This window comes from Streptomyces sp. SID13031, from assembly GCF_010548305.1.
In the GTDB taxonomy this organism is placed as follows: Bacteria; Actinomycetota; Actinomycetes; order Propionibacteriales; family Kribbellaceae; genus Kribbella.
Map to the genome: position 1 here is coordinate 108953 of NZ_JAAGLV010000023.1, position 19976 is coordinate 128928.

Annotated in this window: 16 protein-coding genes; 5 read left to right on the forward strand and 11 right to left on the reverse strand. The window is 68.3% G+C overall.

Annotated features, from left to right (window positions below; genetic code table 11):
• Positions 1–162: 162 nt before the first annotated feature.
• The gene (locus tag G3I17_RS34465; RefSeq protein WP_164602614.1) at positions 163–1257 is read right to left on the reverse strand and encodes a glycerate kinase; all 1095 of its coding nucleotides are present in this window, start codon (positions 1255–1257) and stop codon (positions 163–165) included.
• 450 nt (positions 1258–1707) lie between these two features.
• On the opposite strand from G3I17_RS34465, the gene nfi reads away from it, so the two are divergent.
• Positions 1708–2370, forward strand: coding sequence for a deoxyribonuclease V (gene nfi, locus G3I17_RS34470; protein WP_343238524.1), 663 nt, complete (start codon positions 1708–1710; stop codon positions 2368–2370).
• Between the two features lie 421 nt (positions 2371–2791).
• Positions 2792–3982 carry a quinolinate synthase NadA gene (nadA, locus tag G3I17_RS34475; protein ID WP_203591162.1) on the forward strand — a complete coding sequence of 397 codons (1191 nt, stop codon included), beginning with the start codon at positions 2792–2794 and terminating at the stop codon, positions 3980–3982.
• 95 nt (positions 3983–4077) lie between these two features.
• Here nadA and G3I17_RS34480 read toward each other — a convergent pair whose 3' ends face one another.
• The 5 genes from G3I17_RS34480 to G3I17_RS34500 all read right to left on the reverse strand — a co-directional run bounded on the left by G3I17_RS34480 (position 4078) and on the right by G3I17_RS34500 (position 8335).
• Positions 4078–5271 (reverse strand): glycosyltransferase, encoded by a 1194-nt coding sequence (locus G3I17_RS34480; RefSeq protein ID WP_164602618.1) that lies wholly within the window; start codon positions 5269–5271, stop codon positions 4078–4080.
• The gene (locus G3I17_RS34485) at positions 5271–5687 is read right to left on the reverse strand and encodes an adenylyltransferase/cytidyltransferase family protein (RefSeq protein WP_164602620.1); all 417 of its coding nucleotides are present in this window, start codon (positions 5685–5687) and stop codon (positions 5271–5273) included. Before G3I17_RS34485 ends, G3I17_RS34480 begins: the two co-directional genes overlap by 1 nt.
• The gene (locus G3I17_RS34490) at positions 5687–6436 is read right to left on the reverse strand and encodes a CDP-alcohol phosphatidyltransferase family protein (RefSeq protein ID WP_164602623.1); all 750 of its coding nucleotides are present in this window, start codon (positions 6434–6436) and stop codon (positions 5687–5689) included. The genes G3I17_RS34485 and G3I17_RS34490 overlap by 1 nt, the downstream gene beginning before the upstream one ends.
• Positions 6433–6861 carry an adenylyltransferase/cytidyltransferase family protein gene (locus tag G3I17_RS34495; protein ID WP_203591163.1) on the reverse strand — a complete coding sequence of 143 codons (429 nt, stop codon included), beginning with the start codon at positions 6859–6861 and terminating at the stop codon, positions 6433–6435. Before G3I17_RS34495 ends, G3I17_RS34490 begins: the two co-directional genes overlap by 4 nt.
• 160 nt (positions 6862–7021) lie before the next feature.
• On the reverse strand, positions 7022–8335 hold the full coding sequence (locus tag G3I17_RS34500; protein ID WP_343238525.1) for a glycosyltransferase family 4 protein: 1314 nt from the start codon (positions 8333–8335) through the stop codon (positions 7022–7024).
• Positions 8336–8361: 26 nt separating this feature from the next.
• Here G3I17_RS34500 and G3I17_RS34505 point away from each other — a divergent pair, with 26 nt between their 5' ends.
• The gene (locus G3I17_RS34505; protein WP_203591164.1) at positions 8362–10062 is read left to right on the forward strand and encodes a right-handed parallel beta-helix repeat-containing protein; all 1701 of its coding nucleotides are present in this window, start codon (positions 8362–8364) and stop codon (positions 10060–10062) included.
• 298 nt (positions 10063–10360) lie between these two features.
• Positions 10361–12070, forward strand: a complete 1710-nt coding sequence (locus G3I17_RS42365) for a right-handed parallel beta-helix repeat-containing protein (RefSeq protein WP_164602629.1) — start codon at positions 10361–10363, stop codon at positions 12068–12070.
• Between the two features lie 295 nt (positions 12071–12365).
• On the opposite strand, the gene G3I17_RS34515 is transcribed toward G3I17_RS42365, so the two are convergent.
• From G3I17_RS34515 to G3I17_RS34525, 3 genes are all read right to left on the reverse strand, one after another.
• Positions 12366–13790: a mannitol dehydrogenase family protein gene (locus tag G3I17_RS34515; protein ID WP_164602631.1), complete on the reverse strand. Its 1425-nt coding sequence runs from the start codon at positions 13788–13790 to the stop codon at positions 12366–12368.
• A complete protein-coding gene (locus G3I17_RS34520) occupies positions 13787–14809 on the reverse strand; it encodes a sugar kinase (protein ID WP_164602633.1) in 1023 nt (340 codons plus the stop codon). The genes G3I17_RS34515 and G3I17_RS34520 overlap by 4 nt, the downstream gene beginning before the upstream one ends.
• Positions 14810–14873: 64 nt before the next feature.
• Positions 14874–15878, reverse strand: a complete 1005-nt coding sequence (locus tag G3I17_RS34525) for a LacI family DNA-binding transcriptional regulator (protein WP_164602635.1) — start codon at positions 15876–15878, stop codon at positions 14874–14876.
• A gap of 186 nt (positions 15879–16064) precedes the next feature.
• Between G3I17_RS34525 and uxaC the strand changes: the two genes are divergently transcribed.
• Positions 16065–17471, forward strand: a complete 1407-nt coding sequence (gene uxaC / locus G3I17_RS34530; protein WP_164602637.1) for a glucuronate isomerase — start codon at positions 16065–16067, stop codon at positions 17469–17471.
• A gap of 133 nt (positions 17472–17604) precedes the next feature.
• Here uxaC and G3I17_RS34535 read toward each other — a convergent pair whose 3' ends face one another.
• Together G3I17_RS34535 and G3I17_RS40130 are read right to left on the reverse strand one after the other, a co-directional pair.
• Positions 17605–18135 carry an AAA family ATPase gene (locus G3I17_RS34535; protein WP_164602640.1) on the reverse strand — a complete coding sequence of 177 codons (531 nt, stop codon included), beginning with the start codon at positions 18133–18135 and terminating at the stop codon, positions 17605–17607.
• A 1182-nt stretch (positions 18136–19317) separates the two neighbouring features.
• A partial coding sequence (locus tag G3I17_RS40130) for an HNH endonuclease signature motif containing protein (RefSeq protein ID WP_203591165.1) occupies positions 19318–19976 on the reverse strand: 659 nt, incomplete at its 5' end.

Genomic DNA, 19976 nt, shown 5'->3' on the forward strand with positions numbered 1-19976 from the left:
TGTCATTCGGGGCAACATCGGCTGATCCCGAACCATTCCCATGGTCGCACACCAATTTCAGGGATCAACTTCACGCCTCACCCCTGAGACCGGCGCGGCGGTAGGTCGTACCGGCTGGTTCCAGCGGGCCCGGGTCTGGTTTCAGCGGGCTCAGGTCTGGTTTCAGCGGGCCCAGGTCTTGGCGACGCGCTCGGCGACGGTGGCCAGCGAGCCGTGCGGGTCGGCGAAGGCGCGCTCCTCGCCCACCGCGTCGACCAGCGAGTACGCCGACTCGACCCCCATCGTGCGCATCTCGCGAGCGCCGATCTGGACCTTCCCGGCCAGCACCACGCACGGCCGCATCGCGTCGTTCGCGACCTTCGCCACGCCGGAGATCACCTTGCCGTCGCGGGACTGGAAGTCGAACGCCCCCTCGCCCGTCAGCACCAGGTCGACCTGCTTGGCCTTCGTCTCCAGGCCGGTCAGCTCCGCGACCAGATCGATCCCGGAGACCCGCTCGGCACCGAGCAGCAGTAACGCGTACCCGAGACCGCCGGCGGCACCTGCGCCCTTCTGGTCAGCCGTTTTCCGCCCGGCGAGCTCCGCAAAGGTGGTCAGGTAGCCGTCGACCGCGGGCTTGCGCTCGTCGGCGATGCCCTTCTGGGTGCCGAAGATGTTGGTCGCGCCCCGCAGCCCGAGCATCGGGTTCTCGACGTCACTAGCGGCCACGAACTCGACCCCGGCCAGCCGGCTCCGCGCGGGCTCCAGATCCACCGCAGTCAGCGTCTCGAGCCCCTTTGCGCCGGCCTCGAGGCTGCCGCCTTCGGAGGTCGCCCCGAGAGCCGCCAGCAGCCCAGCGCCCGCGTCGTTCGTGCCCGACCCGCCGAGCCCGAGGATGATCCGCTTCGCACCCGCGTCCACAGCGGCGGCGATCAGCTGGCCCACGCCGTACGTCGTCGCATCTTCCGGCCGCCGATCGGCGGGCTCAACGAGATGTAGACCACACGCCTGCGCAGTCTCGAGGTACGCCGTCTCCCCCGCGACCAGCACGGTCGCCGGTACGTCCTCACCAAGCGGTCCACGCACGGTCACCGAAAGCAACGTCCCGTCGACGACGGCCGCCAGCACGTCGATGAACCCGGGCCCGCCATCAGCCATCGGCGCCACCAGTACTACGGCCTGCGGGTCCCGCCGCCGCCAGCCTTCCTCGATCGCGGCCGCAGCCTCGACAGCGGTCAACGTCCCAGCAAACTTGTCCGGAGCAATCAGCACGCGCATGCGCACATCCTCCCCTACCCGCCGCCGGCACCACCGCTCGCCAGCCACCTCCCGGACAAGTACTGCCTGCCCCCACCCGTACTCACTACCCCTGCCAGCGCGTCGACCCCACCAGCACTGCAGACGGCGAAGCGCGCATCTACCCGGCCCATCTGGTGATGGGCGGTGGGCGTAGCGGTCGAGGTGGCGGCGGGCATGGCGGCTGCTGTGGGCACGGCGGGGGCGGTGACCCTGGGGCATAGCGGTGGCCGTGGGACACGACGGCGGCGGACGTAGGCATAGCGGTTGCGGTGACCCTGGGGCACGGCCGTGGCGGTGGACATGGGCGGTGGCCTGGTCGTGTCGGGTGTCGGTGCCTTACTTGTTCGGACGCCTCGAGTACTGGTGCCTGGTCGCCCTCTCCCGTTGTCTTCGGGGAGTTCGCCCTCCGATCGCGATAGCCTCCGCGACGTGTACTGGCCGACGACAGCAACCGAGGCGATCGCAGTACAAGGGGAGCTCAGGGAGCAGGTCGACACGACTGGGCCTGGGCCGTCGCCGGTTGACACGCAGTACGTCGCCGGGCTGGACGTCGCCTACGACGGGGACGACCTGGCCGCCGCGATCGTGGTGCTCGACGCGCAGTCCCATATCGAGGTGGACCGCTCGATTGTGCTCGGGCACACCACCTTTCCCTACCTCCCCGGCCTCTTCGCGTTCCGCGAGGTCCCCGCGCTCCTGGAGGCTTTGGAGGGCTTGACCATCACCCCCGACCTCCTCGTCTGCGACGGCCAGGGGCTGGCCCATCCGCGCCGGTTCGGGCTCGCCTGCCATCTCGGCGTACTCACCGGCCTACCCACCATCGGCGTGGCCAAGAACGCTTTCGTCGGCAGCTATTCACCGCTGGGCGCTCAGCGTGGTTCCAGTGCAGACCTGGTACTGGACGGCGAGGTCGTCGGAGCGGTCGTACGAACCCAGACCGACGTCAAGCCGGTCTTCGTCTCCGTGGGCCACCGGGTCGACCTGCCGACAGCGATCGCTCACACCCTCCACCTGACCCCGCAGTACAGGCTGCCGGAGACCACGCGGGCTGCCGACCACGCCTGCCGACAGGCGATCAGCCAGCGAGCGTAGAAGCGACAGCAGCACCACGCCCAGAGACCAGTGCACCCTGGATCGAAGCTGTGTCTCGGTGGTCGCCTGCCACGAACAGGCCGTCGCCCAGTGCAACAGGTTGACGGGTAGCGAGCGGGGTGGGCTGGTCGGGCAGCCGCTGAGCGGCGATCGCCCGATCAGTCCGGGTTCGCGTCTTGGGTCGGCGACTGTCGTAGTACCGGCTGCTCCCGCGACAGCGACTCCCGCGGCGAAGGACTGCAGGTCGAGAGCGGGTAGGTCGATGTACCGCCGGTCGGCTGGGTAGGCGGGGTTGAGCAACTGGAACGTCAGGCGCTCCCCGATGCATGCATAGCTGTTCGCGCTTGTGCTTCCGTGCACAAGATTTCGCATCCTGGGCAGTGACGTAGGCCATGAGAAGTGGGGCCTGCCGCGTGGCACGATGGTTGACGTGACGACCATTGCAGAGGGTACGAAGTCTCTCCCGTTGCTGTTCCTGGGCCGCGATACCGACCCACATTCGGAGCGCGGGGTGGAGTGTCCCGGCGCGCTGCCGCCGGCGTCCGACCCGAACCTCGTCGAGCGCGCGCTGAAGGCGAAGGCGGCGCTCGGTGACCAGGTGTTCGTGCTCGGTCACCACTACCAGCGCGACGAGGTGATCCAGTTCGCCGATGTCACGGGCGACTCGTTCAAGCTCGCGCGCGACGCGGCGAACCGGCCGGACGCGCCGTACATCGTCTTCTGCGGTGTGCACTTCATGGCCGAGTCCGCCGACATCCTCACCAACGAGAAGCAAACCGTCATCCTGCCCGACCTCGCGGCCGGCTGCTCGATGGCCGACATGGCCCGGATCCAGCAGGTCGAGGCGGCCTGGGACGCGCTCGCCGACGCCGGTATCGCCGATGTCACCGTGCCGGTCACCTACATGAACTCCAGCGCCGACATCAAGGCGTTCTGCGGCCGCAACGGCGGCGCGGTCTGTACTTCGAGCAACGCCGATGTCGCGCTCGACTGGGCGTTCCAGCAGGGCGAGAAGGTGTTCTTCCTGCCCGACCAGCACCTCGGCCGCAACACGGCGGTACAGAAGATGGGCATCAGCCTCGACGAGTGCGTCGTCTACGACCCGCACAAGCCGGGCGGCGGCCTGACCAAGGAGCAACTCGCCAAGGCGAAGATGATCCTGTGGCGCGGGCACTGCTCGGTCCACGGCCGCTTCACCACCGCGGCGGTCGACGACGTCCGCAGCCGGGTCCCCGGCGTCAACGTGATCGTGCACCCCGAGTGCCAGCACGAGGTCGTCCTGAAGGCAGACCTGGTCGGCTCGACGGAGTACATCATCGACACCATCGCCAAAGCCGATCCCGGTACGTCGTGGGCCGTCGGCACCGAGCTCAACCTGGTCCAGCGCCTGGCCAAGCAGCACACCGACAAGAACATCGTCTTCCTCGACAAGACGGTCTGCTACTGCGCCACGATGAACCGCATCGACCTCCCCCACTTCGTCTGGGCCCTCGAAAACCTGGTCGCCGGCCACGTCGTCAACCCCATCAAGGTCGACCCCGAAACCGAGAAATACGCCAAGATCGCCCTCGACCGCATGCTCGCCCTCCCCGGCAAAACCGCCCGCGACTGACCACCCCATCGGACGGTTCAGGGGTTAACCCCTGAACCGGTGGGTTGCCCCGCGAGAATCTCAGCGGGCAACCCACACTCTGAGGGGTTAGCCCCTCAGAGTTGGTGGGCGTGGGTGGTGGCGTACCAGGTCGACAGGAGGTCGGGGAGGCGGTCGGGGGCCCAGCGGTTGACTGGGTCGATCCGGCCGTGGAGGGACGCGAGTCCCTTGGCCAGGCCGCCTACGACGTCGCCTTGCCAGGGGACGATGGCGCCGTCTTCTGGGCTGACGATGACGGAGGGACCGGCGCGGTCTACGCAGACCACGGGGCAGCCGCTGGCGAGGGCTTCGGCTACTGCCCAGCCGGCTGCCTCGCGCATGGCGGGGGCTAGCAGGGCGTCGGCTCGGAGTAGGGCGGAGAGTACTTCTTCGCGCGGTAGCTGGCCGACGAACTCGACCCGATCGCGGACGCCGAGCTCTTCGGCCAGGCGTTCGGCGCGGCGCCAGTCGGGGCCGTCGCCGATGACCCGGAGCTCCCAGTTCGCGGCTTCGGGGCGGGCCAGGGCGCTGATTGCCATCAGCAACCCTTTCCAGGGGATCAGGCGGCCGACGAACAACGCCGTCTTGATGCCTTGGGCCCCATAAGGCTCGCGCGGACCGCAGGCCGTGGCGAAGCGGCTGATCGCGACGTTCGGCTGGACCGTGACCTCACGCGCGTACCTACCGAAGTACCCAGCGACATCCTTGTTCTGGGCAACGACCAGATCGGCGCTCTGCGCAAGCTTCCGGCCGACCAGCCGACGCAGCATGCCGGTGTAGCCGCGGCGTACCAGCTCGTTGAGCAGGCCCTTGGAGCCGAGCCAGTGCGCCATCGACAACGGCACCGTCGTCGAGCCGCCGACCGGGCCCCAGATCACCTTGGCCGTCGACTCCTGGACGACACCCGCGGGCATCCAGTCGGTCGCGAAGGTCAGATGGTGGATGACGTCGAAGGAGTGCTCGGCGTGCAGCCGCCGGGCAGTCCGCCCGGCCAGTCGCTGCCAGAGCGGGTAGTACCAGTAGACGTCCGCGTGCCGGCGACGGAGCTTGAGCAGCCACTTCGACAGCTCCAGCGGTACCACCGTCAGCGACGGTATCGGCCGGGCGGCCAGCTCCTCGGCGATCTCGTGCGCGAACTTGCCGCGCGTGATCAGCCAGACGTCGTGGTCGCGCGCCGCCGCCTTCGCCCAGGCCCAGCCGGCGCCCGGCTCGGACCCGCCCTTCGGCCGGCAGGCATAGGCGCTGAGCAGGATCTTCGGCCGGGTCGACATCAGAGAGTCCCCTCCAGGAGCCGCCGGAGATCCGTACTCGACGTGGAAGCCGTGTACGGGAAGTAGTGCACGCTGGCACCGACCTCGCCGAGCAGCTTCTCCAGCCGGATCCCCTTCTCGGTGCCCTTCCAGTCGTCACCTTTGAAGAGCACGTCGTAACGCAACTGCTTCCACATCTCGAACTTGTCGCTGGACCAGTCGCTGACCACCTCGTCGACCAGGCCGATCGCCCGGACGACCTCCATCCGCTCGTCGTGCGGAACGACCGGCGGGCGACCCTTGATCTTCTTCACCACGTCGTCCTCGACGACGCCGGCGATCAGGTAGTCGCAGTGCTCGCCGGCCCGGCGCAGGATGTTCAGGTGGCCGATGTGGAACATGTCGTAGACCCCGGGGGCATACCCGACAACACCCATCAGCCCTGTACCTCCGTCGACCGCGGCGCCGGCTGCAACGCGGCCATCTCCTTGTACCACTTGGCGATCGCGGCCAGCAGGAAGAGCAGGTTGGCGGCCAGCAGCGCGCCGTACAGGGAGGTGAAGAGCGTCGGCCAACCGAAGGTGAGGAAGACCAGGCAGAGTACGCCGTAGTCGGTCGGTGCTATCAGCAACGACTTCACCACCGAGTCGCCGCGCACGTTGGCCGTGCTCGCGCCGTGCCGGCGGCGCAGCTGGTCGATCAGGATCAGCCCGAAGAACAGCACCGCCGACACACACAGGTAGGCGAGCGGGATGAGCAGTACCAACTCGTTGCTGAAGGCATCGAAGCGGTAGAACGAGATCAGTACCGCGCTGTGCAGCAGGGCGATCTTGACGCAGTCGATCATGTGATCGAGCCACTCGCCCAGCGGCGAGCCGCCACCGCGCAGCCGGGCCAGCTGGCCGTCCGCGGAGTCGAAGGCGTAGCCGAGCACCAGCAGCGCGGTCACCCCGAGCGCGAGCGGCAGGCTCGGCTCCACGGTGGCGATCAAAACGATGCCGACGAGTGAGCAGAACCCGCTGGTCAGGCTGATCTGGTTCGGCGTGCGGCCGGCCAGGAAGGCGCCGGCGGCCAGGTACCGGCCGATCCGCCGGTTGATGAAGCGCGAGTACGCCGGCGTGCCGGCGGACGGCTTCTGCGCGCGCGACAACTCGGCGACCACGTCGCCGATGGAGCGCCTGCTCATGCGACGGAGCTGCGCGACTGCCGCTGGTCGATCGCAGCGCGCAGGATCTGGCTGCGGGAACCGCGTCCGGAGGCCAGCACGCTGACCACGCCGGCGGGAACACCGTCCAGCTCGTCAGGACCCAGCACTCCGTCGGTACCGTCGGCAGCGAAAACGGTGACCGCCCCGGGCCGACCGGTCAGCTCGATCTCGTCGACACCGTCGACCACGACGATCTCGTCGACGCAGCGCAACTGCTCGAGGATCTGCGCCCGCTCGACGACCGAGACGAACGGCCGGGCACCCCAGGCGTCGGCCGCCCAGTCGTCGGTGAGGACACCGACGACCAAGTGGTCACACTGCTTCTTCGCCCGCTCCAGCACGTCGAGATGACCGACGTGGAACAGGTCGAAGACCCCGATCAGACAACCGATGCGTTGCGGCACCTTGTGCTCCCCCACTGAGCCCCCGCGGGCCCTGCCCCTTCGCCCCCCGGGCGAGTCGAAAAACGAACTCCTGGTGAACATCCCGACAACCGGACCCCACCAGTGACCGACGTGACCCCCCACGTCTGGGCTGACCTTACACCGAGTAATCGCCAGTCGCCTAGCTACTCGTTTCACCGCGTGCCGGGCTGCGCGGGCCGGATTTGTCGGCCGCGTGCCGGGCGATCGCATCGGTGTAGATCCTCTCCGTGGCCGCCAGATCGCGCTCCGGAGTGAAGCGGTCGAGATAAACCTGGCGTGCTCGTTGGCCGAAGGCTATCGAAGTTGCCGGCTCGATGAGCAACCCCAGGGCCTTTCGGAGCTCCTCGGGGTCGCCTGGAGCGACCAGCACGCCGGTCTGCCCGTCGTCGACGAGCTCCGCGAGCGCCCCGATCCGGGACGCCACCACCGGTACTCCGTGTGCGAAGGCTTCGATCACCACGAGACCGAACGTCTCATAGGAGCGAGCCGGTACGACGACGGCGCGCGCGGACCGTAGTACCGCCATGCACTCGGTCCACGGCAGCGCGCCGAGCACCTTGACCGACGGGTCCTGCCGGGCCCTCTCATCAGCCTCGGCCCTGAGCGGGCCGTCGCCGATGACTACCAGCTCCCCCAGCGAAGCGTCCCAGGCCTTCAGGAGATCGCCGAAGCCCTTCTCCTCCGTCAGCCGCCCGAGGAAGACGACGGCCTCCCCCGCTCCCTCCCGTACTGGGCCCGAGTGCGCGACAGCGTGTGGCTTGACGACGATCTGGTCGGCATCGAACCCGGCAGCGACGTACCGGGAGCGGACGAACTCCGACGGCGCGATCAGCGTGGTGACGTACCGCTGCCAGGTATGGAGGGTGTTGTGCACCGCGATCCCGGCGACCAACGGGAGGCTCTGCACCTTGGAGTCGCGGTAACAGCCGTGGACGGCGCCGCGCCACGGGATCCGGCCCACGCAGGACTCGCAGGGGCCGCCGTCGCGCTGGAGCACTCCGTTGGCGCACATCAGCCGGAAGTTGTGCAGGGTGGCGACGATCGGCAGGTCCAGGCGCGAGGCCGAGCGCAGTACCGAAGGACTGAAGAGCGGGAAGGTGTTGTGCACATGCACGATGTCCGGACGCGCCGATTGCAATCGGAATGTTAAATCGCGTTCGGCGGCGAGTGACCAAACGGAGCGGACCGGTAACAGTGCGCGATCTTTTCGGCTCATTTGCGCAATGTCGTCGCTGTGCTGCGCGTACAGCTCAACAACATGTCCTGATTTACGCAAAAAATCAGCCGTTTGATCGACGACATTGTTCTCGCCACTGGGTTGACCCGAACGGTAACGGTTGTGCAACATGGCGACCCGCATGGCACCACCATAAGTCCCGGGGTGGTGACAACTGGTACTGACAGGCCGCAGCTGCGATGAATGACCGCGCGCCGTGACACCCGGAGGGTGCATTGAGCAGGTTTGGTTCGAGAAGGGTGTTGTTCGTAGCCCTTATCGCCGTGGCGCTGGCCGTCGTTACAGTCGCCTACCCAGTCATCACTCATCACAAGAACGCGGCATCCGCCGATAAGTCACGCGACACCGCCCAGAACGGCCCGGCCGGTCCGGCAGTCCTCCCCTCGAAACACCCGACTGCCCAACCGTCCAAGGTCCCGGGCACCGTCTCGAGCAAGCCGCCGACGGTGGCGCCTTCGAAGAAGGTTGCTCCGAGCAAGAAGCCGGCCAGCACGGCGACGAAGGCCGAGCCCAGCACCGAGACCCCGCCGTCGAAGGCCGAGCCGGTCATCGGTGAGACCGCCGCCGGTCCCGCTGTCGCAGGTCCGTGCAGCGGTGTGGTGATCAAGCCCGGTCAGAACGCCCAGTCCGTGGTCAATTCCCAGCCGGCCGGCTCGACCCTCTGCTTCGCCTCGGGCGTGCACCGGATCAGCCAGACGATCCGGCCGAAGGCGAACATGACGATCGCCAGCTCCGCCCGCGCAGTACTGACCGGCTCGGTGCCCCTCACCAGCTGGGCCAAGTCGGGAGCTCGCTGGGTCACCCGCGGCACGCTTCCGTCGGCGTACGGGATGAGCGGGCAGTGCGAGGACAACAAGGCGAACATCTGCCACCTGCGCGAGCAGGTCTTCGTGGACGGCACCCACCTGACCCGGGTCGCATCGCTGGCCGGCGTGAAGGCCGGCACCTTCTACGCCGACTACGCCGGCAACGCGATCTACCTGGGTAGCAACCCGGCTGGGCATGCGGTCGAAATGTCCAAGACGGCGACCGCGATCGAGTCGAACCAACCCGGTGTCACCGTCCGCGGGCTCACCATCGAGCACTTCGCCAGCCCGGCCCAGGCCGGCGCGCTGGTCTCCGGCCCCGGCTGGACCGTGAAGGCGAACGAGGTCCGCTGGAACAAGTCGGTCGGCCTGATGCTGGTGAAGGCGAACAACGCCCGGATCGACCGCAACCTGGTGCACCACAACGGCCAGCTCGGCCTGGGTCAGTACAGCTCGCTCAAGGCGAACGTGACCCGCAACGTGATCACCTACAACAACACCGACGGCTTCTGGATCGCCGACTGGGAATCCGGCGGGATGAAGTCGACGCGCTCGTCGGGCACCGTCAGCTCCAACCTGATCCGGTCCAACAAGGGCGTCGGGATGTGGGCCGACGTCGCCGACGACGGCCGGGTGATCAGCTCCAACAAGATCGTCAGCAACGCCGCCGACGGGATCCGGTACGAGATCAGCCGCAACGGCGTGATCGAGAACAACACGATCACCGGCAACGGCTTCGGGACCGGCCGTGGCTCCGGTACGTCGCTGTGGGACGGCGGCGGTATCAACGTCAACACCTCGTCGAACGTGACGATCCGGAACAACACCGTGTCGGGCAACGTCAACGGCGTCTCGATCCAGTCCCGCACCCGCGGCGACGGACCGTGGGGCCGGTACCTGCTCCGCAACGTGCACGTCACCGGCAACACGATCGGGATGACGGGCGGCACCCAGGCGACCGGCATGGTGCAGAACTCCGGCGCCGAGGTGCCGGCCGGGCAGCTGACCTTCAGCGCCAACACCTACCTGCTGGACAAGCTGGCCGCGCAGCGGTTCGCCAAGTTCGGCACCAAGCTGACCGCCATCGGCTGGCGCAGCGCCGGTCTCGACACCGCAGGGACCTTCAAGATGAACTGAGCCAGACGAGCTGAGCCGGTACCAAACTCCCGAGCCCGATGCCCCGGGCAAGCATCACGGAGCGCAGTTTCGATGACAGAGCGCAATTGATGCACCCAGCAACGAGCTGAAACACGCCTGGGGCAACTGACTCGGAAGAATGCCGATTTCCCCTGCTCATGGGGAGGCCTGGTCGGTATTGGGGGGCCTACGCAACCATTTTGCGTAGTGCCACGACTACAGCAAGTAGTAGTCTTCTGGGGAAGGCCGCACCAGGGGGGTGCAGAAGGACAAGTACCCAACCCCCGGAGGGTCGTCAGTGAAGAAGTCAGTGACCATCATCTGCGTCGCGGCAGCCGGTGCGGTCGCCATCACGGGGATCGTGGCCGGGACGCGGACCAACATCGCGTCCGCGTTCGGCCAGGACAAGTCCGGCGTCCTGCCGGGCGACCGGCCACACAAGCCATGGCCCCGACATACCCCGCGCCCGACGCCGACCGCCAGCGTGCCGAGCACGCCCGCCCCGACGCCCACCGCCCCGACCACGAAGCCGACTGTCACCCCGACGGTTACTCCGACGACGACGCCAACGTCGACGCCGACCCAACCGCCGCCGACCACGCCGGCGCCGCCCGGATCGTTCCCGGCCGGCCCTTCACAGGCCCCGGCCTGCAAGGGCACCACGATCGGTACGGACCAGAACGCAGCCGAGGTGATCGACAAGGCCCCGGCCGGTACGACGTTCTGCTTCTCGGCCGGCCTGCACCGGATCAGTCGTACGTTGCAGCCGAAGGCGAGCATGACGCTCGCCAGCGACCAGGGCGCAGTACTGACCGGGTCGATCCCGCTGACCAGCTGGACCGCGGACAACGGTGACTGGGTGACGCGAGGCGTGCTGCCGACGGCGTACGGGATGAGCGGGCAGTGCGAGGACAACGTCGCCAACATCTGCTACCTGCGCGAGCAGCTCTTCCTGAACGGCAAGCACCTGACCCGGGTGAAGACCCGGGACAAGGTTGCTGCCGGCACCTTCTACGCCGACTACGCGGGCAACGCCGTCTACCTGGGCGACAATCCGTCGGGTCAGTCGGTGGAGATGTCCAAGACGGCGACCGCGATCCAGTCGGGCGGAACGAACGTCGCCGTCGTCGGGCTGACGGTCGAGCACTTCGCGAGCGTGCCCCAGGCCGGCGCGGTCGTTCTCGGCAACGGCTGGCGGGTCTTCGCCAACGACATCCGCTGGAACCACGCGATCGGCGCGATGCTGGTCAACGCGGACGGCGCGGTGCTGGACAAGAACCTGATCCGGTCCAACGGTCAGCTCGGCGTCGGTCAGTACAGCACCACCAACGGCCGGATCGTCGGCAACCAGGTCAGCGGTAACAACACCGACGGTTTCTGGATCGCCGACTGGGAGTCCGGCGGGATCAAGACCACCTGGTCGACCAATGGCGCGGTGACCGGCAACCTGATCAAGGAGAACCGTGGCGTCGGGCTGTGGAGCGACGCCTACGACGACAACCGGGTGTTCAGCGACAACAAGATCGTCGACAACGCCGCGGACGGCATCCGCTACGAGATCGGCCGCAACGGGGTGATCTCGGACAACGTGATCACCGGCAACGGCCTCGGCACTGGCCGCGGCTCCGGCCGCTCGCTGTGGGACGGCGGCGGCATCAACGTCAACACGTCGACGAACGTGACCGTCCGCAACAACACCCTGGCCGGCAACGTGAACGGCATCTCGATCCAGTCCCGCACCCGAGGCAACGGCCCCTGGGGCCTGAACGTCCTCCGCGACGTCATCGTCACCGGCAACACGGTGACGATGCGCGGCGGCACCACTTCGACCGGCATGGTCCAGAACTCCGGCGCCGCCATCCCCATCGGCGAGGTCATCCTGAAGGGCAACCAGTACGTCCTCGACAGCCTGACCGCCGACCGTTTCCAGAAGTTCGGCCAGTGGTTCAGCGCCGCCGAGTGGCAGGCCGCCGGCCTGGACACCGGCAGCAAGTTCACCACCGGCTGACTGATTCGTCCGGTTGCCCTCTCCCAGGTGACAGCCGGGCCACAGGCAGCGGCCGTCGCGAGCAGCATCTCGCGACGGCCGCTGCTTATTTGCCCGTGCTCCCCAACGCGCTTCAGCAAGCAAGACCTGACCAGCCGTCCGACCCACCCCACCAGAGGAGACCCCGCCCTACCCCGCAAGCCCTCCGAACCGCCTGACCGTCGAGAGCCGCCTTACCTGGCGAGCTGTCTGACCCGCCCGAGCAGCAGATACCCCGCAAGCCCTCCGACCTGCCCGGAGCAGCAGAGACCCCGCCCTACCTGGTGAGCTGTCCGACGTGTTCGACCAGCAAGGAGCGGAAGACCGCGTTGGCAGGGAGGTCTGCTCCGAACACGGACTCGACCCCGAGCAGCGCGTCGACCAGCGCGGCCGGCGTCGTACCGGCTCCGCCGAGAGCTGCCTGGAGTCTGGCGGCTTGTGGATCATCCAGTGGAGTACCCGAGGTTGTCGCCTCCGCGACATAGACCATCCACGCGGCGACAGCCAAGGACGCCACCCGCGGTTCCGTGCTGTCGGCCAGCCGATCGCGGATCGTGCCGAGGAGCCGGACGGGGAGTTTCACCGAGCCGTCCATCGCGACCTGCGCGGTGCGATGCTTCAGCGCCGGGTTCGCGAAGCGCTCCAGAACGCTCTCCCCGTACGCCGTCAGGTCGAGCCCGTCCGGCGGCGTCAGCGTCGGGATCACCTCGGCGCTCATCAGTTCAGCAGCAAGACCCGCCAACTGCTCGTCACGCACGGCCTCGGCGATCGTCACGTAGCCGCGCAACGCCCCGAGATACGCGAGCATCGAGTGCGTCGCGTTGAGCATCCGCAGCTTTGCCTGCTCCCAAGGCGCGACATCGCGGGTCAGGATCGCCCCCGCCTTGTCCCATTCCGGCCGCGGACCGGCGAAGTCGTCCTCGATCACCCACTGCAGGAACGGCTCCGCGACCACAACAGCCTCGTCCCGTACGCCGAGCAGCGCCGCAGCCTCGTCCCGGTCGGCATCGGTCGTCGCAGGCACGATCCGATCCACCATGCTGGCCGGGAAGCGCGCACTCTCCAACTGCTCGGCCAGGAGCTTCGCGTCTGGTGACGCGGCGGCATAGTCCTCCACCAATCGGCGAAGGAAGGGGCCGTTGGCCACCAAGTTGTCGCACGACACGATCGTGAGCGGCCCGGCACCGTTCCCGGTACGCCGAGCCAGCCCGGCTGCCAACTGACCCACCACCGTCCTGGGCGGGCGCCCTGCGAGATCCGCCTGGATCTCCGGATCCGTCAGGTCGAGCCCGCCCTGGGCGGCAGCTCGATAGCCCTTCTCGGTCACGGTCAGCGTCACCACCGCAACGGCCGGGTCGGCGATCCTGGCCACCACCACATCCGGGTCCTCCGGCGCGGTCAGCACCTCGCGGATGCTGCCGATCACCCGCACACTCGGGTCGCCGGGTCCGCGCGTCAGGACGGAGTACAACCCGTCCTGCGGAGCAAGCTGCTCGCGAACCGCAGCCGAACGCTGACTGACCCCACAGATCCCCCACCCCGTCGCCCCACTCATCGCCGCGGCCTGCTCGGTGAACACCGCCTGGTGCGCACGATGGAAGGCCCCGAGGCCGAGATGGACGATCCCGACCGACACCTTCCCCGGATCAACTTCAGGCCGATGAACAGCAGGAAGGCTGCCCAGGCTCAGTCGCGCACTCATGCCGACACCTCCGCTGCTCCGTTGGTCACGCAGGCCCGAGGCTCCCTCGCGGATGCGTTGGTCGCGTGGGCTTGGGGCTCCCCCGCAGGTACATTGATCGCGTTGGTTGCGTGGGCTCGGGTTTGGGCGAGGGTGGCGACGTGGCCGGTGCCGCCGAGGCCGCCGACTGAGAGCGAGGCTGCCGCCACGCCCAGCCTGACTGAATCCTCGAGGGTGTCGCCGAGAGCTAGTCGCGCGGTGACGGTGCCGGCGAAGGAGTCGCCTGCCCCGGTTTGGTCGACCACCGCGGGGGCGGGGATCACCGGGATCTCGACGATCCGGCCGGCGTCGTCGAGGAGTACGCCCTCGGCGCCGCGAGTCAGGGCGACTGCGTCGACGCCGAGCGCGCGGATCGCCGTACAGGCTGCGACCGGATCAGTTGCGTCAGTGGCCAACTGCGCCTCGTGCGCCCAGGCTGGGGTGACAAGCCGCGTGTACTGCGCGAGCGCCCGCAGGTGCTCGCCCGCGCCTACTGCACTCACCAGGCGCGGACGCCAGTTCGGGTCGTAGACAAAGCATCGCGAGGTGGCTGCCGCAAGGCGCACAGCCTTGGCCGACAGCGGAGAAATGGCGCAGGCGATTCCGCTCGCCAGCACCGCGCCCGCCTTCGCAACCAGCTCGAGCGGCACGTCGCCAGGCCCCAGCCCCGAGCCCGCACTCCCCCGGCGGACATAGGTGAACTCCCGCGCCCCGGACGGATCGGCGTGCTGCAGATAGAGACCGTGCTGCCCCGGCACCCGCAGTACCTGCGACGTATCGATGCCCAGAGCAACCACTCTCTCGAGCAGCCGATCACCCAGCTCGTCATCGGGCACCCGCGCGAGCAGTGCCGTGTGCGCACCCGCGGCAGCCGCGGCGGCCGCCGCGTTGAGCGCGTCGCCGGAGAAGTTGAGCGTCAGTGCCACGCCGGCATCCAACGGCTCGGTAGAGCTGAGCTCCAGCAGGATCTCGCCGATCACCAGTACGTCGGGAATCACCATGTCTGCACCGTTCCATCCTCCAGGCGGGGCATAGGTCGAGCAGACGGCAACTGCCTCCGCGGCATCATGATCGGACCGGCCCGGTGGCCACGCCGGTCGAGTCCCGCACCATCAGCTCTCCGTGCAACGTGCCGCGGGTGCCGATGATGGTGTCCGGATCCGGGTCGTCGAGCATGGCGAGCAACAGTTCGACCGCGATCTCGCCGGCTTTCTGCTTGGGCAGCCGCACCGTGGTCAGGGCCGGCCGGGACATCCTGGACATGGCGATGTCATCGATACCGACCACGCTCAGATCGTCGGGCACCGAGATTCCACGAGCGTGCAAACGGGCCAGCAGCCCGATCGCGACCAAGTCGTTGTAGGCCACCACCGCGGTCGCGCCGGTGGCGACGGTCTGGTCGGCCGCGGCCATACCGCCCTCGTATGTCGGGGCGAAGTGGCCGACGTCGACCAGCTTCACCCCGTTGTCGTGGGCGGCCGCGTACAGGCCGATGCTGCGATGGGCGCTGGACCATGACGTCTCCGGTCCGCCGACCCAGGCGATCTTGCGGTGCCCGAGCGCGACCAGGTGCGCGATGGCCTGCCGCATCCCGCCCTCGTTGTCGAAGGTGACCCCGGGCACGCCCTCGACCAGCCGATTCACCAGGACGACATTGGTCTCCGCGGCCACGTTGGCCAGGTCCTCGTCGCCGGCTCGCGGTGAGCAGAGAATCAGCCCGTCGACCTGCTTGGCCAGCGCGAGGACGAGACCGATCTCCGCGTCGACATCCTCGTCGGTGTCGGCCAGGAAGACGGCCACGTCGTGCATCCTGGCGCGGGCCTGGACACCCTTCACGACGCTCGGGAAGAACGGGTTGGCCAGGTCTGGGACGACCAGGCCGATGTTGCCGGTGCGGCCGGTGATCAAGCCACGGGCTGCTTTGTTCGGTGCGTAGCCAAGCTGCTCGGCTGCCGCCTGCACCCGCGCCCGAGTGGCGACGTTGACCACGTCCGGCAGGGACAGCGCACGGGACACCGTCGACGCGGAGACACCCGCCAGCCGGGCGACGTCACGAATGGTCGCTGGCATCTCCCACCTCCAGGTCGTCGAATCGGGTCGTGAGCTGAGTCTGCAATCGGTTGCAGCTTCGTGTCAAGCTGGCTTCGGCGCGCTGTGGACGACACGCCGGATTTCCTTAATTTACAGGACTTATGTGACTCTGGTCTGGCTGCAATCCTTTCAGCTCCTGTTGCAGCCAGACCCCACGGAGGACTCATGCCGAAGGCCCTGCAGCCTCATCCGGACCGCGCATTGCCTGCGGGCGAGGCCCGGGAAGTGGCTCGTCGGATCCACGCGTCCACCAAGGACCTGCCGTTGCTGTGCTTCCACGGGCACGTCGACGCGGGGCTGTTCGCCGCGGATGAGGCCTTCGGCAACCCGGCCGACCTGCTGGTGGTGCCCGACCACTACGTGACCCGGATGCTGGTCTCGCAAGGGGTCTCCCCCGACCGGCTGGGGTTGCCCCGGCAGGACGGCGTACGGACCGCGGAGCCGCGCGACATCTGGCGCGAGTTCTGCTCCCACTGGCATCTGTTCCTGGGCACCCCGAGCCGGTACTGGCTGGAGCACGAGTTCGCCGAGGTGCTCGACCTGAAGGTCGCACCGTCCGAGGAGACCGCCGACGAGCTGTATGACGAGATCTCGGCGCGGCTGGCGGAGCCCGAGTTCCGGCCCCGCGCGTTGCTCGACCGGTTCAGGATCGAGATCATCTCCAGCACGGACGCGGCGACCGACGACCTGGCGCAGCACGCGAAGCTCGCCACCGCTCTTCCCGGCCGGGTCATCCCCACCTTCCGGCCGGACGCCGTCCTCCATCTCGACCGGCCGGGCTGGAGCGACCTGGCGCGCGAGCTCGGCGTACGGGTTGACATCGACACATCGTCGTACGCGGGGTATCTGGAGGCGTTGAGGCAACGGCGGCAGGCGTTCGTAGCAGCCGGGGCGCTGGCGACGGACCACGGGCACTCGAGCGCGGCGGCGACCCCGCTCGACGATGCGGCGGCCGCGCGGATCTACGAGACGGCCTTGCGGGGCGAGATATCGGCTGAGGATGCGGCTGCGTTCTCCGGGCACATGTTGTTCCAGATGGCGGCGATGTCTGCCGAGGACGGGCTCGTGATGCAGCTCCACCCCGGCGTACTGCGCGATCACCACTCCGGGATCCAGGCGACATACGGACCAGACCAAGGGCACGACATCCCAGTGGTGACGGAGTTCACCCGGTCGTTGCGACCGGTGCTCGACAAGTTCGGGCACGCCGAGGGCTTCCGGCTGGTGCTGTTCACAGTCGACGAGACGACGTACTCCCGGGAGCTGGCGCCGCTGGCGGGCGTGTACCCGGCGGTGCGGCTCGGTGCGCCGTGGTGGTTCCTGGACAGCCCCGACGGAATGCGGCGCTTCCGTGAGTTGGTGACCGAGACGGCAGGCTTCTACAACACCTCCGGCTTCGTCGACGACACTCGCGCCTTCCTCTCCATCCCCGCCCGCCACGACCTGTCCCGCCGGATCGACGCCGGCCACCTGGCCAAACTGGTCGTCGAACACCGCCTCGAGGAAGACGACGCCTTCCGCGTAGCCCAAGACCTCGCCTACAACCTCGCCCGCAATACCTACGTGCGCTAGCCCCGAATCGGCGAGTCGACCGACCTCTTCGGCACGCCGAATGACGCCGCCAGTGGGTTGCCGGAGAGGCATGTCGGTGGCGGATCCGTGCGGGGCCTGCGCCCGGCCTTTGTGAGGAGTCGAACGGGTTCTTCTACAGGAATCGGGCTGCGTCGAAGTTGCGCTGCAGTGGCGCCACTGGGGCGATGCGATCCAGGATGAGGGCCAGCGTTTCCTGTGGGTCGGGGCAGCCGTCGACAGTGATCTCTCCGGGTACGCCCAGGAGGTCGAGACGGTGGTGCCACTCACGAATCTTGTCGGAGCTGACTGTCATCGGGCGACGTTCATGGCGTCGCACCGTCTCCTCGAGGGGTACGTCGAGGTAGAACACGTGGGTCGGCCCAGGGTGCTCCTCGACCAACTGGCGCAGCATCGTGCCGTAGTGAGGCGAGTACAGGATTCCTTCGAGGATCACGTTGTAGCCGATGCTGACGCAGTACCGGACGGTCTCGGCGATGAAATGGATGTTGTCACCGTCCGGCACGTCGTGCTCCCGCAAGATCACGCGCCGAAGGTGGTCCTGTCCGACGTTGGCCGTACCGCAGCCGAGCGCACGCTGGAGCTCCAGCGCGAGGGTGGACTTTCCCGACGCGGAGTTTCCGCGAATGATCACCAGGTGCGACATCTTGCTCAAGATAGAGGACGCGTCTGGTTACTTGGGTTCGCCGCGTCGCCTCTGCCGAGTCACCATCCATGGTGCTGCAGCCAGTCAGCCACCAGGTTGGACCGTATTCCTCGCCTAGGCGAGGAATACGGCACGGTTCAGAAGGCTCACTCTCAGCCCCGGCGCGCTTGATTCCGGTCTAGTTGGCTTCGTGTGGGGTGCAGAGCGCAGAAGTGTGTGGGCCTAGATGATTGGCGTCCACTAGAGGTCAGTCGGCCTGGCGGGGGTGCAGTGGCACGGCGGGGCACCGCGGGGCACGGCGAGCCGGCGGGATCCCCCTGGATCGGCAGGTGCCATGGGGTCGGCGGGTGCAATGGGGTCGGCGGGGCACCACGAATCGGCGGATGCCCGCGAGCCGACCAGCGCCCTGGATCGGCCGGTGCCCACGTGATGGTGCCCTCGAGCCGACGGATGCTTGTGGATCAGCAGGGCACCGCGTACCGGCGGGTGCCGTGGAACAGCAGGCGCCCGCGGATCGGCCAGCGCCCGCGGGTTGTGCCTGCAAGTCGACAGATGCCGCGCATCGGCAGAGCACCACGAACCCGCGGGGTGCCGTGGAGCAGCAGTCGCCCGTGGATGGTGCTCGCGAGTCGGCGGATGCCGTGGATCGGCCAGCGCCCGCGGGGTGGTGCCCGCGAGTCGACGGATGGCCCATGCGACGGCGGGCGCCGCGAACCGGCGGGTGCCCTGGATCGGCCGCTGTGCCCCGGGACCGCGAGTCGGCGGGTTCTGTGGGTCGGCAGCCACCACGAATCAGCAGGTGGCCGTAGGTGGTGCCCGGGGTCGGCGAATGCCTGTGCATCGGTATGGCACCGCGAATCCGCCGGTACCCGTGGATCGGCGGGTGCCCGTGAGTCGGCGGGTGCCCGTGAGCCGGCGAGGGCACCGCGAACCGGCCGGTGCCCATGGGTGGTGCCCGTGAGTCGGCCGGGGCACCACGAATCGGCCGGTGCCCATGGGGCGGCAGATGCCCGTGCGTCGGGAGCGCACCTCGATCTGCGGGGGCCGTGGGTCGGCGGGGGCACCGCGAATCGGCCGGTGGCCGTGGGTGGTGCCCGTGAGTCGGCGGGTACCCGCGCGTCGGCAGGGCACCGCGAATTTGCGGGTGCTCGTGGGGCGGCGGGTGCCGTGGTGCGGTGATGGTTAGGGGCCGGTGGAGGGGGTGCCGGTTTCACCCCAGGGGTTGAGGTCGGCGACGGATTCTGGGGTGAGCCAGGACAGACCTGTGGCCGGGGAGTTGGCTGGAGTGAGAGCAGTGGGGCGTAGCCGGTCTAGCTGGGGGTCATCAGGGTTGACGCTGACAGACCACGACCAGGCTGCGGCGGCGGTGGTGGGCGCGAACCAGCCCGGTGCGGTCCCGTCCAGTGTCAAGGCGCCCGGTGCCCGCGCGGCACCCGGAGTCGGCGGAATGTCCGGCCACGGTGGGGTGTCCGGAGTCGCCGGGCTGTCCGAAGGCCACGGGGCGTCGGGAGGCGTTGGGCTGTTCGGGGTCGCCGGGATGTTCACGGAGGGCATGGTGAGGCGGCCGGGGGTGGGCACGGTCCAGTCGGGGCGGGTCACTTGGACTACGCCGTTGGTGATCTTCACGGCCCAGTGGTCGGCGTGGACTGCGCGGTGATGGCCACCGCACAGCAACACCAGATTCGTGATCGAGGTCGGGCCGCCGTCGGCCCAATGGATGATGTGGTGGGCGTGACAATGCGACGGTGGGGCTTTGCAGATCACGCAGCCTTTGTCGCGGCGGATCAGCGCACGCCGGATCGGACGCGTCACGAACCGGTAGTCCATCCCGACATCCAACG

What these genes read in the sequence shown, in the direction of transcription:
- G3I17_RS34490 (WP_164602623.1), bottom strand. Translation starts at nt 6,436, where the DNA reads ATGAGCAGGCGCTCCATCGGCGACGTGGTCGCCGAGTTGTCGCGCGCG.
- nadA (WP_203591162.1), top strand. Translation starts at nt 2,792, where the DNA reads ATGGTTGACGTGACGACCATTGCAGAGGGTACGAAGTCTCTCCCGTTG.
- G3I17_RS34500 (WP_343238525.1), bottom strand. Translation starts at nt 8,335, where the DNA reads ATGCACCCTCCGGGTGTCACGGCGCGCGGTCATTCATCGCAGCTGCGG.
- G3I17_RS34485 (WP_164602620.1), bottom strand. Translation starts at nt 5,687, where the DNA reads ATGGGTGTTGTCGGGTATGCCCCCGGGGTCTACGACATGTTCCACATC.
- G3I17_RS34465 (WP_164602614.1), bottom strand. Translation starts at nt 1,257, where the DNA reads ATGCGCGTGCTGATTGCTCCGGACAAGTTTGCTGGGACGTTGACCGCT.
- G3I17_RS34515 (WP_164602631.1), bottom strand. Translation starts at nt 13,790, where the DNA reads ATGAGTGCGCGACTGAGCCTGGGCAGCCTTCCTGCTGTTCATCGGCCT.
- G3I17_RS34480 (WP_164602618.1), bottom strand. Translation starts at nt 5,271, where the DNA reads ATGTCGACCCGGCCGAAGATCCTGCTCAGCGCCTATGCCTGCCGGCCG.
- G3I17_RS34535 (WP_164602640.1), bottom strand. Translation starts at nt 18,135, where the DNA reads ATGTCGCACCTGGTGATCATTCGCGGAAACTCCGCGTCGGGAAAGTCC.
- uxaC (WP_164602637.1), top strand. Translation starts at nt 16,065, where the DNA reads ATGCCGAAGGCCCTGCAGCCTCATCCGGACCGCGCATTGCCTGCGGGC.
- G3I17_RS34525 (WP_164602635.1), bottom strand. Translation starts at nt 15,878, where the DNA reads ATGCCAGCGACCATTCGTGACGTCGCCCGGCTGGCGGGTGTCTCCGCG.
- G3I17_RS34520 (WP_164602633.1), bottom strand. Translation starts at nt 14,809, where the DNA reads ATGGTGATTCCCGACGTACTGGTGATCGGCGAGATCCTGCTGGAGCTC.